This is a genomic window from Flavobacterium sp. CYK-55, from assembly GCF_018413465.1.
Taxonomy (GTDB): domain Bacteria; phylum Bacteroidota; class Bacteroidia; order Flavobacteriales; family Flavobacteriaceae; genus Flavobacterium.
Genome location: NZ_JAHCDK010000015.1, coordinates 43,484 through 59,806 on the forward strand (window position 1 = coordinate 43,484; position 16,323 = coordinate 59,806).

The 16,323-nt window shown below is 42.4% G+C and carries 15 protein-coding genes; 11 read left to right on the forward strand and 4 right to left on the reverse strand.

Going from position 1 to position 16,323, the window contains the following annotated elements:
• The first annotated feature begins 6 nt into the window (after positions 1 to 6).
• Together KIH23_RS13110 and KIH23_RS13115 are read left to right on the forward strand one after the other, a co-directional pair.
• Positions 7 to 1,431 carry a glycogen synthase gene (locus tag KIH23_RS13110; RefSeq protein ID WP_213213957.1) on the forward strand — a complete coding sequence of 475 codons (1,425 nt, stop codon included), beginning with the start codon at positions 7 to 9 and terminating at the stop codon, positions 1,429 to 1,431.
• Positions 1,428 to 2,702 carry a glucose-1-phosphate adenylyltransferase gene (locus tag KIH23_RS13115; RefSeq protein ID WP_213213958.1) on the forward strand — a complete coding sequence of 425 codons (1,275 nt, stop codon included), beginning with the start codon at positions 1,428 to 1,430 and terminating at the stop codon, positions 2,700 to 2,702. Before KIH23_RS13110 ends, KIH23_RS13115 begins: the two co-directional genes overlap by 4 nt.
• Before the next feature lie 30 nt (positions 2,703 to 2,732).
• Here the strand turns inward: KIH23_RS13115 and KIH23_RS13120 are convergent, their stop codons facing one another.
• Both KIH23_RS13120 and KIH23_RS13125 read right to left on the reverse strand, forming a co-directional pair.
• Positions 2,733 to 3,095, reverse strand: a complete 363-nt coding sequence (locus tag KIH23_RS13120; protein WP_213213959.1) for a c-type cytochrome — start codon at positions 3,093 to 3,095, stop codon at positions 2,733 to 2,735.
• Positions 3,096 to 3,173: 78 nt separating this feature from the next.
• Positions 3,174 to 4,106 carry a peptidylprolyl isomerase gene (locus tag KIH23_RS13125; protein ID WP_213213960.1) on the reverse strand — a complete coding sequence of 311 codons (933 nt, stop codon included), beginning with the start codon at positions 4,104 to 4,106 and terminating at the stop codon, positions 3,174 to 3,176.
• Between the two features lie 73 nt (positions 4,107 to 4,179).
• On the opposite strand from KIH23_RS13125, the gene KIH23_RS13130 reads away from it, so the two are divergent.
• The 6 genes from KIH23_RS13130 to KIH23_RS13155 all read left to right on the forward strand — a co-directional run bounded on the left by KIH23_RS13130 (position 4,180) and on the right by KIH23_RS13155 (position 10,978).
• On the forward strand, positions 4,180 to 4,629 hold the full coding sequence (locus KIH23_RS13130) for a DUF1569 domain-containing protein (protein WP_213213961.1): 450 nt from the start codon (positions 4,180 to 4,182) through the stop codon (positions 4,627 to 4,629).
• A 162-nt stretch (positions 4,630 to 4,791) separates the two neighbouring features.
• Complete coding sequence (gene trmD, locus KIH23_RS13135; RefSeq protein ID WP_213213962.1) at positions 4,792 to 5,469, forward strand: tRNA (guanosine(37)-N1)-methyltransferase TrmD; 678 nt, start codon at positions 4,792 to 4,794, stop codon at positions 5,467 to 5,469.
• A 235-nt stretch (positions 5,470 to 5,704) separates the two neighbouring features.
• Positions 5,705 to 6,055, forward strand: coding sequence for a 50S ribosomal protein L19 (gene rplS / locus KIH23_RS13140; protein WP_213213963.1), 351 nt, complete (start codon positions 5,705 to 5,707; stop codon positions 6,053 to 6,055).
• Positions 6,056 to 6,271: 216 nt separating this feature from the next.
• Positions 6,272 to 7,495, forward strand: coding sequence for an NADP-dependent isocitrate dehydrogenase (locus tag KIH23_RS13145; protein WP_213213964.1), 1,224 nt, complete (start codon positions 6,272 to 6,274; stop codon positions 7,493 to 7,495).
• A 270-nt stretch (positions 7,496 to 7,765) separates the two neighbouring features.
• Complete coding sequence (locus KIH23_RS13150) at positions 7,766 to 10,147, forward strand: TonB-dependent receptor (RefSeq protein ID WP_249684934.1); 2,382 nt, start codon at positions 7,766 to 7,768, stop codon at positions 10,145 to 10,147.
• A 6-nt stretch (positions 10,148 to 10,153) separates the two neighbouring features.
• A complete protein-coding gene (locus KIH23_RS13155; protein WP_213213966.1) occupies positions 10,154 to 10,978 on the forward strand; it encodes a DUF4249 domain-containing protein in 825 nt (274 codons plus the stop codon).
• A 395-nt stretch (positions 10,979 to 11,373) separates the two neighbouring features.
• Here the strand turns inward: KIH23_RS13155 and KIH23_RS13160 are convergent, their stop codons facing one another.
• Positions 11,374 to 11,658, reverse strand: a complete 285-nt coding sequence (locus KIH23_RS13160) for a hypothetical protein (protein WP_213213967.1) — start codon at positions 11,656 to 11,658, stop codon at positions 11,374 to 11,376.
• Between the two features lie 150 nt (positions 11,659 to 11,808).
• Here KIH23_RS13160 and KIH23_RS13165 point away from each other — a divergent pair, with 150 nt between their 5' ends.
• Entirely contained in the window at positions 11,809 to 12,471 is a 663-nt protein-coding gene (locus KIH23_RS13165) for a thiamine diphosphokinase (protein ID WP_213213968.1), read from the forward strand.
• Here KIH23_RS13165 and KIH23_RS13170 read toward each other — a convergent pair.
• Positions 12,468 to 13,106, reverse strand: a complete 639-nt coding sequence (locus KIH23_RS13170; protein ID WP_213213969.1) for a hypothetical protein — start codon at positions 13,104 to 13,106, stop codon at positions 12,468 to 12,470. The two genes, KIH23_RS13165 and KIH23_RS13170, sit on opposite strands and share 4 nt — an antisense overlap.
• 136 nt (positions 13,107 to 13,242) lie before the next feature.
• Here KIH23_RS13170 and nudK point away from each other — a divergent pair, with 136 nt between their 5' ends.
• Together nudK and uvrB are read left to right on the forward strand one after the other, a co-directional pair.
• Positions 13,243 to 13,830 (forward strand): GDP-mannose pyrophosphatase NudK, encoded by a 588-nt coding sequence (gene nudK / locus KIH23_RS13175; protein ID WP_213213970.1) that lies wholly within the window; start codon positions 13,243 to 13,245, stop codon positions 13,828 to 13,830.
• A 342-nt stretch (positions 13,831 to 14,172) separates the two neighbouring features.
• Positions 14,173 to 16,167 (forward strand): excinuclease ABC subunit UvrB, encoded by a 1,995-nt coding sequence (gene uvrB / locus KIH23_RS13180; protein WP_213213971.1) that lies wholly within the window; start codon positions 14,173 to 14,175, stop codon positions 16,165 to 16,167.
• Positions 16,168 to 16,323: the final 156 nt, after the last annotated feature.

Below are 16,323 nucleotides of genomic sequence, written 5' to 3' on the forward strand. Positions count from 1 at the left end.
AATACGATGCTCATATATCACCTTAGTGCTGAATGTTATCCGGTGGCCAAAGTAGGCGGCTTGGGCGATGTGGTAGGCGCTTTACCCAAATACCTCAACCAAGCACAGCAAACCGCACGCGTGGTAGTTCCGGCTTACAACAATGCATTTTTTCAGAAAACCGAATACCAAACCGTTCACCAAGGAAAATTGCGTTTGGGGCCTTTTGTGTTTTCATACAGCGTTTTGTATGAGCCTACCAATCAATTGGGTTTTGAATTGTATCAGATTGCGATTCCTGAGTTGTTTGATCGGCCCAATGTGTATTCCTATGAAGACGATACCGAACGCTTTTTGGCCTTTCAAATCGCGTTTTTAAATTGGCTCGTTGAGACGAATCAGCAACCGGATGTTTTGCATTGTCACGACCACCACACCGCGCTGATTCCGTTTATGGTGCAACATTGCTATAACTACGAATCTTTGCGCTTCACACCTACGATAATCACCATTCACAACGGACAATATCAAGGTTGGTTTGGTTATGATAAATTGCATTATTTACCCGCTTTTGATTTGTCAAAAATCGGTTACCTAGAATGGAACGGCACCATCAATCCGCTGGCATCAGGCATTAAATGCGCTTGGAAAGTCACGACGGTTTCGCCGAGTTATTTGGATGAAATCAGCAACAAAGCCAACGGACTCGAAAATCTTTTGCGTTGGGAACGACCCAAATCACTGGGCATTCTCAACGGAATTGACACCGAATTATGGAACCCAAAAACCGATGCTTTGCTCGAACATCACTACGGTTTACGCGATTTTAAAAAAGGAAAAGCAGCCAATAAAAAATGGCTTTGTGAACAATTTAGGTTAGATCATGAAAAACCTTTATTTACTTTTATCGGAAGGCTCGTGGGCGAGAAAGGTGCCGATTTATTTCCGCATATGGCGAGCATTGCTTTACATGAATTCAGCGGTCAAATCAATATTCTGATCTTGGGTTCAGGCGACCCTGAAGTCGAGCAACAATTGTCTGGATTGCAGCATTTTTACTCAGGACACTACAGTGCCTATATCGGTTACAACGAAGCCTTAGCGCATAAAATTTATGCCGGCGCCGACTTTTTACTCATGCCATCACGCGTTGAACCTTGTGGTCTGAACCAAATGTACGCCTTGCGCTACGGAACCATTCCGATGGTTCGCAGAACAGGCGGTTTGCGCGATACGGTGATGGATGTGGGCGACGGAGGATTTGGTTTGTGTTATGATCAAACCAGTGTTTCTGATGTAGTTCATTCCATCGGTCGAGCCATACAATTATTTGCAGACACCAAAAAATTTGATGCTGTCAGAAAAGAAATCCAGCAAATTGACCATTCGTGGAATTCTGTCGCTGAGACTTATATATCTGTTTATCAATCGATCTCAAAACAACACCTATGAATAAAAAAACTTTAGCCATTATCTTGGGCGGTGGACAAGGTTCTCGCTTGGCTCCGCTTACCGAAAGCCGTTCAAAACCGGCCGTTCCGATTGCCGGAAAATATCGTTTGGTTGATATTCCCATCTCTAATTGCATCAACTCGCAAATTCAACGCATGTTTGTTTTGACGCAGTTCAACTCGGCATCGCTAAACCAGCACATCAAAAACACCTATCACTTCAGTACGTTTAGTTCGGCTTTTGTAGATATTTTGGCCGCCGAACAAACACCAGACAACCCAACCTGGTTTCAAGGCACTGCCGATGCCGTGCGCCAATGCATGCAGCATTTCTTGAATCACGAATTTGAGTATGCGCTGATTTTATCGGGTGACCAACTTTATCAAATGGATTTCAACCAAATGCTCCAAGCGCATCATGCTTCGGGCGCTGAAATCTCAATTGCCACTTTGCCGGTCAGTGCCAAAGAAGCACCGGAGTTTGGTATTTTAAAAACCGACGATCAGAGTTTTATCAGTTCATTTATTGAAAAACCCAACGCAAGTTTATTGCCCGAGTGGACTTCAGAAGTGAGCGATGAAATGAAAGCCGAAGGCCGACATTATTTGGCTTCGATGGGTATTTATGTATTCAATCGCGATTTGTTGGTTTCGCTGATGAAAAATCCGGACACCAAAGATTTTGGTAAAGAAATTATTCCGCAAGCGATTGGCAAACACAAAGTTTTGAGCTATCAATACGAAGGTTATTGGACTGACATCGGAAACATCGATTCATTTTTTGAAGCCAATTTAGGTTTAACCGATGATATTCCGAAGTTTAATTTGTTTGACAATGCCAGCAAAGTATACACCCGTGCGCGTGTTTTGCCGCCCTCAAAAATCACAGGTTCCTCAACCATTGATCGCTCGCTGATTGCCGAAGGTTGCATTATGAATTCAGTAACGGTTGAGCATTCAGTAGTGGGCATCAGAAGCCGAATTGGTTATGGTTCAACAATTATCAATTCGTATTTGATGGGAAATGATTATTATCAGAATATTGAAGAAATCAGAGCCAACGACGCCCAGAATATCATGAATGTAGGCATTGGCGAGCGTTGCTTTATTCACAACACCATCGTAGATAAGAATTGTCGCATCGGAAACGATGTTCGGCTTAACGGTGGCAAGCATTTAGCCGATGCCAACACAGATTTATATACCATCAAAGATGGAATCATTGTGGTCAAAAAAGGCGCAGTTCTGCCCGACGGATTCACCGTTCAATAAAAAAAGCTGCTTGATTAAGCAGCTTTTTTATTAGTTTATTTCTGAATGAATATAGTTTCTGATCATCGTCATATCGTCATCTGAAAGTCGAGCCTTCTTTTGCATACTGACCAAAATGGGCGCCCACTGTTCTTTTGTAAAATCTGCCGGTTTGAATAAATCATGGCAACTCGCACAATTTTTAGCATACATAGCCCTGCCTTCTTCAATTCTACTAGCCGAAACTGTTTCAGTTTCTTTTCTTGACATTGATTCCATGGCCTGAATCGGAGCTGCCTCTACTACTTTTGAAGGCGATTCTTGATTATTGCTTGCTGAAGACACATTGCTTTTTGTAGCACAAGCCGCAAATAAAAACGAAAGCCCTAAAGTGCAAAAAAAATATTTTTTCATATGGTAAAGTTTTGGGTAAAAATAAAAAATCCCGATATACAATACATCGGGATTTTACTTTTTTATCATGAAAATGGGTTATTTAACATCCATGAGTTCAACGTCAAAAATCAAAGTCGCGTTGGGTGGAATCACACCTCCGGCTCCGCGCGCTCCGTACCCTAAATGCGACGGAATCACAAAACGAGCCTTATCGCCTACTTGCAACAAAGCAATACCTTCGTCCCAACCTTCAATCACATGGCCCATTCCGAGCGGAAATTCAATCGGTTTTTTGCGGGCATAAGACGAGTCAAATACACGACCGTTCTCTAGCGACCCTGAATAATGAACCGATACGGTTTTGCCTTTCTCAGCTTGTTTACCGTTGCCTTTTTGAATCATTTTATAACGCAATCCGCTCTCGGTTTTATCAAAACCGGCAGCTAGTTTTTCCATGGCAGCTTCGGCAGCTTCGCGTTCGGCAGCTTCGCGTTTGGCACGAGAACCTTCAAAAGTTCTGAACGCTTCAACGGCATTCCATTTTTGAGCTTCATCGCCTACGCGGATGATTTCAACGCTGTCCATCACATCGCCTTGCGCCACAGCATCCACCACGTCTTGACCTTCAACTACGTTTCCAAAAACGGTGTGTTTGCCATCAAGCCACGGAGTTGATACATGCGTGATGAAAAACTGCGAACCATTGCTGCCCGGCCCTGAATTGGCCATAGACAAAACACCTGGCCCATCATGACGCAACTCTGGGTGAAACTCATCGTCAAAGTTGTAGCCCGGACCACCGGTTCCGATGCCTTGCGGACATCCGCCTTGAATCATAAAATCAGGAATTACCCGGTGAAATTTAAGTCCGTCGTAATAAGGTTTGCCTTGCGGACGAGCGTTGTTTTCAAGATTCCCTTCGGCCAAAGCCACAAAATTACCCACGGTTCCGGGTGTTAAATCATGGGTGAGTTTTACCAAAATAGCACCTTTGGTGGTGTTGAATTTGGCGTATATTCCGTTTTCCATTGTGTGAATTTTAAAATTTGAGCGGCAAAGGTAACTTTATTATGCTACATTTGAAACACTAAAACAACTTCTTATGCCATCAGTATTCAACCCGGCCGACAACCAATTCATGATTGATCGTATTGAAAAACTCACGCCAGAATCACAAGCTTTGTGGGGCAGAATGAGTGTCAATCAAATGTTTGTACATTGCACCAAAGCCATTGAAGTTGCCTTTGGTCACGTTGAATTAAAAGTGATGTTAATTTTTAAATTGCTGGGCAGATTGCTCAAAAACAAAGTCATTGTCAACGGAAAGCTTGATAAGAACAGCCCGACGGCCAAAGAATTTGTCATTAAAGATCAACCTGATTTTGAACTAAGCAAAAAACAACTCATAGAAGCTTTGCAAAAGTTTGCGCAAGAAGGGCCGAGCTGCATTAAACTCAAGAATCATCCGTTTTGGGGGCCACTCAATACGGAAGAATGGGATATGCTCATGTGGAAACACTTGGACCATCATTTGAAGCAATTTGGGGTTTAAGTAAAACCAATGGCTTTCTGAGCGCACCTATGCCCTAGCCCTGATGGCAGCGAAAATCCTTTGCTTTTTTTCTTTAGAAAAGCAAAGATTGTAGCGCACAGCAGGTTCCCGGCTTCTAAAAAACTTGCTATCTTTGCTGCCCATTAGCTTAGCTATTCCATCATGAGAATTGACATCATTACGGTTTTACCCGAATTACTGCGCAGCCCGTTTGAAGGCTCAATCATGAAACGCGCTATTGACAAAGGTTTGGTTGAAGTGCATTTTCACAACTTGCGCGATTATACCGTTGGCAAATACAAAAGTGTGGATGATTATCCGTATGGTGGCGGTGCCGGAATGGTGATGCTGATTGAACCCATTGACAAATGCATTACCCAACTCAAAAGCGAACGCACTTACGACGAGATTATTTATATGACGCCCGATGGCGAAACGCTCAACCAGCCCATGGCCAATGCAATGTCATTGTATGAAAATCTAATTATTTTGTGCGGTCATTATAAAGGTGTGGACCAACGGGTACGCGATCATTTTATTACCAAAGAAATCTCGATTGGCGATTATGTGCTTTCGGGCGGTGAATTAGGCGCATTGGTTTTGTCAGATGCCATTATTAGATTGATTCCCGGGGTTTTGAGTGATGAGACTTCGGCCTTGACCGATAGTTTTCAAGACAATTTGCTCTCACCTCCTATTTATACACGTCCGGCTGATTACAACGGTTGGAAAGTTCCGGAGGTTTTACTCAGCGGTCATGCTGCCAAAATTGACCAATGGCGTGAAGACATGGCGTATGAGCACACCAAGAACAGAAGGCCGGATTTGCTTGATAAATAGTGAAAAATTACGAATTACGAATTGCGAATTACGAATTAGGAATTATAAGCCCACAGAATGCTTTTTGTAACTTAATGATATACAAACGCATAGGCTTCAGAAAAAGATTCGAAAAATTTATAATTCGTAATTCGTAATTCATAATTCTTTTTTATATTTGCGCCCACTTAGACCAACCTCTGGCGATATCCGTGAACGTTGCTCTGATTTTAAACCATATTTAATTTATATTATCATGGCAGATTTAATGAAATTCGTTCAAAACGAATTAGTTGCTAAAAAAGATTTCCCTGAATTCGGAGCTGGTGATACCATCACTGTATACTACGAAATTAAAGAGGGTGAAAAAACAAGAACTCAGTTCTTTAAAGGAGTAGTAATTCAAAGAAGAGGTTCAGGTGCTACTGAAACTTTTACTATTCGTAAAATGTCAGGTGCTGTGGGTGTAGAGCGTATCTTCCCGGTAAACTTGCCAGCATTGCAAAAAATTGAAATCAACAAGAAAGGTCACGTTCGCAGAGCTCGTATTTTCTACTTCAGAGAACTTACTGGTAAAAAAGCAAAAATTAAAGACAGACGTATCTAATGATTTGCAAAACATACACAAAAAGTCCCGAGCTCATGTTCGGGACTTTTTTTTTGACAAAAAACAACGGCTAATTTTACGTCATTAATATTTTTTAAAACCCAAATTATCAAATTCGCAAATCAATCGTTTTCGTAGTCATAACGCGCTATCGTGCTATGCATTTTGTTATATTTGTTACCGCAAAAAAATATAATAACACAAAAATAACATAGCATGGCAAAAATTAAAGTAGCCCATCCGGTAGTAGAATTGGATGGCGATGAAATGACCCGAATCATTTGGACTTTTATCAAAGAAAAACTCATTCTTCCGTATTTAGACCTAGATATCAAATACTACGATTTAGGCATCGAACACCGCGAAGCCACCAAAGATCAAGTAACCATTGATTCAGCCGAAGCTATCAAAAAATACAACGTAGGTATTAAATGTGCCACCATTACACCGGATGAAGCCCGTGTTCAAGAATTCAACCTTTCTGAAATGTGGAAATCACCCAACGGAACCATCCGCAACATTGTAGGTGGAACGGTTTTTAGAGAGCCGATCATCATGAGCAATGTTCCGCGCTATGTACAAGGTTGGACACAGCCTATTGTGATTGGCCGTCACGCTTTTGGCGATCAGTATAAAGCTACTGATAAAGTCATCAAAGGCAAAGGAACTTTAACCATGTCATTCACCAACGAAGCCGGCGAAACCACCGAGTGGAAAGTGTATGATTTTAAAGGCGATGGCGTAGCGATGTCTATGTACAACACCGATGAGAGCATCTACGGATTTGCACATTCATCATTCCAAATGGCACTCACCAAAAAATGGCCGTTATACCTTTCAACCAAAAACACCATCCTTAAAGCCTACGACGGGCGTTTTAAAGACATTTTTGAAGAAGTCTATCAACAACATTACAAAGCGCAGTTTGAAGCCATAGGCATTGTGTATGAGCACCGCTTGATTGACGACATGGTCGCTTCGGCTATGAAATGGAACGGCGGATTTGTTTGGGCTTGTAAAAACTACGATGGCGACGTACAATCAGATACTGTAGCACAAGGTTTTGGTTCACTCGGACTCATGACATCAGTATTGGTAACTCCGGACGGAAAAACCGTTGAAGCCGAAGCTGCCCACGGAACCGTAACGCGTCACTACCGCGAACACCAAAAAGGACGCGCTACCTCAACCAACCCGATTGCCTCTATTTTTGCCTGGACCAGAGGTTTGGAACACCGCGGCAAATTAGACAACAATCAAGAACTCATAGACTTCTGTCATGATTTAGAGCAAGTGTGTATTGATACGGTTGAAAGCGGAAAAATGACCAAAGATTTAGCCATGTTGGTCAAACCCGAAGGCTTAACGGCTGATGATTACCTCACCACCGAAGCTTTCTTAGAAGCCATCAAAGACAACTTAGAGAAAAAACGAGCATAACATAGATTTAAATTTATATCAAAAAGGCAGCCTGAAGTGAGCTGCCTTTTTTATTGATTTTACTAATTTTACATGTGTTTTAGCATCAAAAACAGTGTTTTGCAACATATTTAGCAAAAACAAAAACCTAAAAAGGGCTTTTAATAATAATTATTTAGCTATGCCGTTGTAACAATCTCTTGTGAGAATAGTCCTAAGAGCATTCATCAAAACAAAAAACAAATCATGTACATGACAACAAAATTTTATAGCTGGCTGGGCTTCATCCTGATGTTTACCGGCTCATTATCTGCCCAAAATTCTATAGAGAACTCATCCTCAAAAGAAAAATTTACCCTCAGCGGAACCATCTCAGACATTCAAAACAATGAAACACTTATAGGGGTCAATATCTACATTCCCGAGCTCAAAACCGGAACCAACACCAATGCTTACGGTTTTTACTCGATTACGCTTCCGTCCGGAAATTACACCTTGCAAATCAGTTATTTGGGTTACCAAACCATAACCGAAAGCATATCATTAGACCAAAACCTCAAAAAGAACTTCAAGCTCAACGGCCAAGAACAACAATTAGATGAAGTAGTCATAACTGATCAACGCCAAAAAACCAACATCCGCAAGGCCGAAATGAGCGTGAGTAAACTCTCAACCGCAACCATCAAAAAAATACCCGTGGTTATGGGCGAAGTTGATGTACTCAGAGCGCTGCTTACCTTGCCTGGAGTGACCAATGCAGGCGAAGGACAATCAGGTTTTAACGTCCGCGGCGGTGGTGCTGACCAAAACTTAATTTTATTAGATGAAGCCACGATTTACAACTCATCACACGTATTTGGCTTTTTCTCAGTATTTAACCCCGATGCCATCAAAGATTTAAAACTGTACAAAGGCGGTATACCGGCGCGCTTTGGCGGACGTGTGTCGTCGGTGCTAGACATGTATCAAAAAGACGGAAACAGCAATAAATTTTCCATGAGCGGAGGCATCGGTCTTATTACCAGCCGCCTTTTGGCTGAAGGGCCAATCGTAAAAGACAAAGGCTCATTCTTAATTGCCGGTCGCGGATCATATGCCCATTTATTCTTAAAAGCAGCCAACAACAAAAACTCAGCTTATTTTTATGATTTAAACACCAAACTCAACTACAAAATCAACGAGAACAACAACATGTACTTGTCGGGATATTTCGGAAGAGATGTATTTGACCTCAACGGTAAATTTGTCAATACCTACGGAAACGCAACACTCAATGTGCGTTGGAACCATTTGTTCAACGACAAACTATTCTCAAACTTATCTGCTATTTACAGCGATTATTACTACGGACTTGATTTGAATTTGTTTGGTTTTTTGTGGAACTCAGGCATCAAAAACTACAACCTCAAATATGATTTCAAGCATTACTTAACCGATAAAATCAAACTCAATTACGGCATCAACGGTATTTATTATGATTTTAATCCTGGCGAAATCAAACCCTCCGGAAGCACTTCAGGCATTAACTACAAACAACTCGAAAAGAAATACGCTTTTGAACCGGCCATTTACCTCGATGCCGAACAAACGGTTTCCAAAAAAATAACCGTTGCCTACGGCTTGCGCTACAGTATGTTTTACAGACTAGGGGGCTCAACACTAAATCTTTATGCTCAAGACCAACCGGTTGTATTTAACCCAGAACTTCAGATTTACGAAAAGGCCCAACCCATCGGAACAAAATACTACAGCCAAAACAAAGTCATGAAAAGTTACGACAACTTTGAACCGCGTTTGGCCGTTGCGTATCAGCTTACCGACGACCAATCGGTAAAAGCCAGCTACAACCGCATGGTTCAGTACTTGCAATTGGTATCCAATACGGCCTCACCAACCCCGCTTGATGTCTGGACACCGAGTGATCGTTATCTAAAACCCCAAATCCTCGACCAGTGGGCTGTTGGTTATTTTCAGAATTTAAAAGATGACGCCTATTCTGTTGAAATAGAAACCTTTTACCGCAAAGTAAAAAACCGTATGGATTATATTGACGGAGCTGATTTGATTGCCAATGAAGCCATTGAACAAGTAGTTCTGAACGGCGAAATGCGTTCATATGGCCTAGAATTGCTCTTCCGAAAAAACACCGGAAAACTCACTGGTTGGCTCGCCTATACGTTGTCAAAATCTGAGCAACGCACCCCGGGCCGAAACGCCTCTGAAACCGGAATCAACAATGGCCAATGGTACAGCAACGGCTATGACAAAACACACAATGTATCAATTACTTCAAATTACGCTTTAAACAAGAAATGGAGTTTCGGAGCAAACTTTGTTTTTCAAACCGGACAACCGGTTACTTTTCCAAACGGTCAATATGAATATTTAGCCCAAAACCAAGACCCCGGCATTACCATTCCTACCTACGGAGCCCGCAATGCCAATCGTCTTCCGGCCTATCACCACTTAGATTTATCGGCTACTTATGTACCGAAACCCGATAAAAAAAGACGCTGGCAAAGCGAATGGGTTTTTAGTTTATACAATGTATACAACCGCAAAAATGCCGCCTCCATTTCGTTCAGACAAAACCAAACCACCGGCGCCAATGAAGCCGTTCGCTTGTCTATATTCGGAATGGTACCGGGTGTGAGTTATAATTTTAAATTCTAAGCTATTATGAAAAAGATATATATCCTTCCGATCATTTTATTAAACCTCCTGATGTTGAGTTCTTGCGAAGAAGTTGTTGATGTAGACCTAGAAACCGCAAAACCGAGATTGGTTATTGATGCCTCAATCCGCTGGCAAAAAAGCACCGACGGACGCGAACAAAGCATCAAACTCAGTACAACAACCGGTTTTTACAACAGCACCATCCCTACCGTTTCAGGCGCTGTGGTAAGCGTGACCAACGCCAACAATCAAACTTTTTCATTTATTGAAGAACAAGCGGGCTCAGGCCTGTACTTGTGTCATGATTTTATACCTGAAATCAACCAAAATTACCAACTAATGGTTGTGCTCAATGGCCAAACCTATACGGCAACCGAAACACTCTTAGAAGTGAATCCGATTACCTCAATAGAGCAAAACAACGAAGGCGGATTGGGCAGCGACGAAATTGAGATCAAAACATTTTTAAATGACCCGGACGGTGTAGACAACTACTACATGTTTCGATACAAAGCCAATATCAACGCTGTACCAACCTATAACGTTGACAACGACGAATTTGTACAAGGCAACGAGTTTTTTGGGTACTACACCAACGACAAAATCAAAACCGGCGATGTTCTTGACATTACCTTGTACGGAATTTCAAAACGCTATTTTGAATACATGAGCAAGATCATTTTGATTGCACAAGGCAGTGACGGACCGTTCTCGACACCACCGGCCACCGTGCGCGGAAACATCGTAAATCAAACCAACACCAACAATTTTGCCTTGGGTTATTTCTCACTTTCTGAAACCGACCGCTTGAGTTATACCATTCAATAAAGTTAGGGCAGCTTTACCCGCTGTGCACTTCAAGCCCGCCGTGCGCTCGATACTTTTGTAGGCTTTGAGTCGGCTTCCGCCGGTCGCCACCTCAAAACCACAACCGTACATCGTTCGCAGGGCGGGGCTTTTTGTTTCCATCGGGGCTGCGAAGTGACCGCTGCGCTGTTAGACATGGCTAAGCCTACAGACACGCTGCGCTTTAAGACAAAAAAGATTAAAGAAGAAATAAAGACAACCTAGTGTTTCAAAAAATCATTCAGCAAAACACAAGCAACAATGATAAACGCCGCATTTATTATGCGCCGCTTCTCAGGTACTCAGCAGCTCAGCAGCTCAGGTTCACAAAAAATCTTTAAAGATTTTAGTTCTCTTCACCATCAACAGCGAACTAGCTAACTTCCTGCAAACGGCGAACCAAAAACACCCACAGCCAATTCCATCCAAATCAAAATCAAAACGGCCAACAACAAGCCAACGGCCATCAATCGTCCGCGCGTCGAAGTTATTTTACCCAACATCCAATGCGCTAAAAAGGCGTTTGCGTACAACAAAATCGCTGCTGCCAAAAAATCACCCAAACTCCACCGAACCTCGGCTGTCAACAACATAGCTATGGCCGGAATCAGCAAAATAACTGTAGCCATGATGAACATGACTTTTAAAGAACTGTTTTTCATATTTGTTTGCTTTTAAACCTTAACGCCCTGAATTGAATTTCATTGTTTGCCCATTAAATTGCTCCGTCAAAATAATTGAATTCACCAATATCGCTATATTTACGGTCGCCAGCAACTAAACTTCCTAAACTTTTTATACTTTTAACAATCATGTCCTCACACCACATTGTCCGCGACGACCAAGAACCCGCACTCATCATTGCCAATGGCGCTGAATGTCATCCGGAACTGCTCGGTCAATTGCTCGAATGGTCTCCGTGGGTAGTAGTCTTAGATTCGGCTATTGAACGTGTGTTGGACTACAACATCAAAGTAGATGTTTTGTTGGGTGATTTTGACCGCGACTTTGATCCGAATAAATACTTAGAAAAGCAATTCCCGCTTGAAATCATCCACACGCCTGATCAAAACAAAACCGACCTTGAAAAGGCCTTTGATTACTTAATTGAAAAAGGATTTCCGGCCGCCAATGTCGTATGGGCTACCGGCAAGCGCGCTGATCACACCATCACAAATTTAACGACCATTGCCGCATATCGCGAAAAACTCAAAATAGTCATCCACGATGATCATTCAAAAGTGTATTTATTGCCGCGCAGCTTCAAGAAATGGTATCCAGCCAAAACAAAATTATCACTGGTTCCGCTGGGTTTGGCTGAAGGCATCACCACACAAAACCTTGAGTATCCGCTCAACAATGAATCATTACACATGGGTTATCGCCACGGCAACAGCAATTTAGTAGTACAAGACGGCTTGGTTTGTATTGAGCATCATAGCGGAGATTTGCTGCTCATGGAGTGTGTGGATTAATCTCGAATAATATTAATACTCGCCTTAAAACCTCTTTCTAAGCCCCATCGGTTTGAAGATAGCACTTGACCATCTTTATCAATGATCTGAAGTTCTCCTGTGTTGGGAGACCCAAAACCTTCGTTGAGCGCTTCAAAATAAATGATATTGTTCCCTTTGACCAATCCTAACGTTTTGTATACACAATCATCGGCAAGAACCACCTTGGGAGCAATCATCATATCATAAGTATATATGCTCACCATATCTCCATCAATCTCACTAAAATCTCGGTAACACAGTTTGATTTCATCTGATTTTGTATGAATTAATCCAAAATCCATGTTCTTGTTTTTATACTCAGAATTAAACAGCTCTTTGCTTTGGTTTAATTTATCTTTAATAGGGTCACCCGGATTTTGAAATTGATTATTCTTAGTAAATTCAATTTTCTGATTTTCAAGAATCGAACCGGAATTACTTGGCGTAGTTGTTTTAGGCGGAAACATCGTCGGCTTGATGATCTTAGGAGTACTCAGTCCGCTGCCCGACGGCGGTAACGTACTGCCCATACTTGAAAATTCAGATTGCGCCTGAAGTGCAGTCGCACCCAGCAAACATCCAAAAACCATCAAAAGCTTGTGTATCTGTTTCATCAATAAAGCCTTAAAAAAGCGGTCTAAAATTACGTTTTTTGGTCAGAGCCTGAAGCTTTTTATCATATTTTTATCATTTCAAGGCCCTAAAACAGCCCGTGAATCTGTACTTTAGCATCACTTTTAAATCTTTGTTATGTACGTGCCCGAAATTAAAATCTCTGAAGCAAAACTATTGTCTGACAATTGGTACAAACTGCACAAATACACCTTTGAATACCGCAAAAAAGACGGTACTTGGCAAACGCAACAACGCGAAGCTTATGACCGCGGAAACGGTGCTTGCATTTTACTGTACAATCCAACACAGAAGACCGTCATCCTAACCCGACAGTTTAGGCTTCCGACTTATGTAAACGGAAACACCACCGGAATGATGATTGAAGCCTGTGCCGGCCTACTCGATCGCGACAATGCCGAAGATTGCATCAAACGCGAAACCGAAGAAGAAACCGGTTATTTGGTGCGCGAGGTTCGAAAGTTATTTGAGGTGTATATGTCACCGGGCTCGGTAACTGAAACCGTTACTTTTTTTATCGGCGAATATGCCTCAGACATGAAAATCAACGATGGCGGCGGAGTAGCCTCAGAACAAGAAAACATTGAAGTGCTCGAATATGATTTTAACACCGCCTATAACCTCATCGCCAGTGGCGAAATCAAAGATGCCAAAACCATTATGCTGTTGCAATATGCTAAAATTCATCAGTTGATTGTTGATTAAAAAAAGACCGCTGCGCTGTTGGACACGACTAACGCCTTTAGACACGCTGCGCTGTTAGAATTAGGAATTAAGAATTACGAATGATGCTTCAAACTAAACTTCTTAAACCTTTTAAACAGACCGCTGCGCTGTTGGACACGGCAAAAGCCTTTAGACACGCTGCGCTGTTAGAATTACGAATTAGGAATTAAGAATTACGAATGATGCTTCAAACTAAACTTCTTAAACTTCTTAAACTTCTTAAACTTCTTAAACTTTTTAAACCTTTTCAACTTTTTACAACTTTTAAACCACGAACTTTAATTCTTTAAATTTGCAACATCAACAACCCGCTACCAACTTATGCCATTTCAAGTAATATCTGACTACCAACCCAAAGGAGACCAACCTGAAGCGATAGGCAAACTCGCCAACGGTATTTTAGAGGGTGAAAAATACCAAACCTTACTCGGGGTAACCGGTTCGGGTAAGACGTTTACCGTGGCCAATGTGATTGAAAAAGTACAACGTCCCACTTTGGTTTTGGCGCACAACAAAACCCTCGCCGCACAGTTGTATGCCGAGTTCAAACAGTTCTTTCCGAACAACGCAGTAGAGTATTTTGTTTCGTACTATGACTACTATCAACCAGAGGCTTACATGCCCGTAACGGGAGTATTCATTGAAAAAGATTTATCCATCAACGATGAGCTTGAAAAGATGCGCCTCAGTGCTACCTCAGCCTTGCTTTCAGGTCGTCGTGATGTACTCGTGGTGGCTTCAGTATCGTGTTTGTACGGTATCGGAAACCCGACAGAATTTCAGAAAAACGTCATCTCTTTAGAAAAAGACCAAACGCTTTCCAGAACCAAGTTGCTCCACATGCTTGTACAAAGCTTGTATTCACGCACTGAAGCCGACTTCAACCCCGGTAATTTCAGGATCAAAGGCGATATAGTAGAAATTTACCCCAGCTATGCAGACGACGGATTCAGAGTTCACTTTTTTGGCGACGAAATAGAAACGATTGAAAGTTTTGACCTCAAAACTGCGCAGGTTATTGAGCGCTACAACCAACTCAACATCTATCCGGCCAATATGTTTGTGACCTCGCCTGATGTATTACAAGCGGCCATTTGGCAAATACAACAAGACTTGGTCAAGCAAGTAGATTACTTTAAATCAATAGGTAAGCACTTAGAGGCTAAACGACTGGAAGAGAGAACCAACTTTGACCTGGAAATGATTCGAGAATTAGGCTATTGTTCGGGTATTGAGAACTATTCTCGTTACCTCGACGGACGCGACCCGGGCACCAGACCGTTCTGTTTGCTCGACTATTTTCCGAAAGATTATTTGATGGTGGTTGATGAAAGCCACGTAACCATCTCCCAAGTACATGCCATGTACGGAGGCGACCGAAGCCGCAAAGAAAATCTCGTAGAATACGGATTCCGCCTACCCGCCGCTATGGACAACCGTCCGCTCAAGTTTGAAGAATTTGAAGCCATGCAAAACCAAGTGATTTACGTATCGGCTACCCCTGCTGATTATGAACTGCAAAAATCTGACGGAGTCTATGTAGAGCAAGTCATTCGCCCCACCGGCCTACTCGACCCGATCATTGAAATTCGCCCGAGCTTGAACCAAATCGATGACCTCATTGACGAAATTCAAGAACGTGCCGAAATAGACGAACGTGTACTGGTCACCACACTCACCAAACGCATGGCCGAAGAACTCGCCAAATACCTCGCCAAAGTGGGTATTCGCTGCCGCTATGTGCATTCTGAGGTAGATACGCTCGAACGCATTGAAATTATGCAAGACTTGCGCAAAGGCCTGTTTGATGTACTCATAGGCGTTAACCTTTTGCGTGAAGGATTAGACTTGCCCGAAGTATCGCTCGTGGCTATCCTTGATGCCGATAAAGAAGGTTTTCTGAGAAGCCATCGCTCGCTCACGCAAACCATTGGTCGTGCCGCGCGTAACCTAAACGGAAAAGCCATCATGTATGCCGATAAAATCACCGACAGCATGCAAAAGACCATCGACGAAACCCAGTACCGCAGAACCAAGCAAATGAACTTCAACCAAGCCAACAACTTGGTTCCGCAAGCGCTCAACAAAAAAATCGGAACGGTATTCAGCAAAATGCCGCTCATTGAAGCAGAGTTGGCACTAGAAGCCACCAAAGCAGATGAACCGGCACAAGAGTACTTATCAAAAGCTGAAATCGAGAAACGCATCCGCGAAAAGCGCAAAGCCATGGAAAAAGCCGCCAAAGACCTCGACTTTATGCAAGCCGCTCAATTGCGCGATGAGATTAAGAGGTTGCAGGAGCAACTGAGTATCTGAGGTGCTGTGCTGAAGGATTAACGATTGAAGATTAACGATTAACGAATTTTGAAGTTTTTGAATCGTGTAATCGACAACCATCGCTTTTATCCTAAAGCCAGCGGTCTGAAGCAAAGCGTGTCCCAAAGCGCAGCGGTTATTCCTTGTCACCCCGAG

Excerpts from the sequence above, each read along its gene's own strand:
- KIH23_RS13120 (WP_213213959.1), bottom strand. The coding sequence starts at position 3,095 with ATGAAAAAATATTTTTTTTGCACTTTAGGGCTTTCGTTTTTATTTGCG.
- nudK (WP_213213970.1), top strand. The coding sequence starts at position 13,243 with ATGTACGTGCCCGAAATTAAAATCTCTGAAGCAAAACTATTGTCTGAC.
- trmD (WP_213213962.1), top strand. The coding sequence starts at position 4,792 with ATGAGAATTGACATCATTACGGTTTTACCCGAATTACTGCGCAGCCCG.
- KIH23_RS13125 (WP_213213960.1), bottom strand. The coding sequence starts at position 4,106 with ATGGAAAACGGAATATACGCCAAATTCAACACCACCAAAGGTGCTATT.
- KIH23_RS13170 (WP_213213969.1), bottom strand. The coding sequence starts at position 13,106 with ATGAAACAGATACACAAGCTTTTGATGGTTTTTGGATGTTTGCTGGGT.
- KIH23_RS13115 (WP_213213958.1), top strand. The coding sequence starts at position 1,428 with ATGAATAAAAAAACTTTAGCCATTATCTTGGGCGGTGGACAAGGTTCT.
- KIH23_RS13155 (WP_213213966.1), top strand. The coding sequence starts at position 10,154 with ATGAAAAAGATATATATCCTTCCGATCATTTTATTAAACCTCCTGATG.
- KIH23_RS13130 (WP_213213961.1), top strand. The coding sequence starts at position 4,180 with ATGCCATCAGTATTCAACCCGGCCGACAACCAATTCATGATTGATCGT.
- KIH23_RS13145 (WP_213213964.1), top strand. The coding sequence starts at position 6,272 with ATGGCAAAAATTAAAGTAGCCCATCCGGTAGTAGAATTGGATGGCGAT.
- rplS (WP_213213963.1), top strand. The coding sequence starts at position 5,705 with ATGGCAGATTTAATGAAATTCGTTCAAAACGAATTAGTTGCTAAAAAA.
- KIH23_RS13110 (WP_213213957.1), top strand. The coding sequence starts at position 7 with ATGCTCATATATCACCTTAGTGCTGAATGTTATCCGGTGGCCAAAGTA.
- KIH23_RS13165 (WP_213213968.1), top strand. The coding sequence starts at position 11,809 with ATGTCCTCACACCACATTGTCCGCGACGACCAAGAACCCGCACTCATC.
- KIH23_RS13150 (WP_249684934.1), top strand. The coding sequence starts at position 7,766 with ATGTTTACCGGCTCATTATCTGCCCAAAATTCTATAGAGAACTCATCC.
- KIH23_RS13160 (WP_213213967.1), bottom strand. The coding sequence starts at position 11,658 with ATGAAAAACAGTTCTTTAAAAGTCATGTTCATCATGGCTACAGTTATT.
- uvrB (WP_213213971.1), top strand. The coding sequence starts at position 14,173 with ATGCCATTTCAAGTAATATCTGACTACCAACCCAAAGGAGACCAACCT.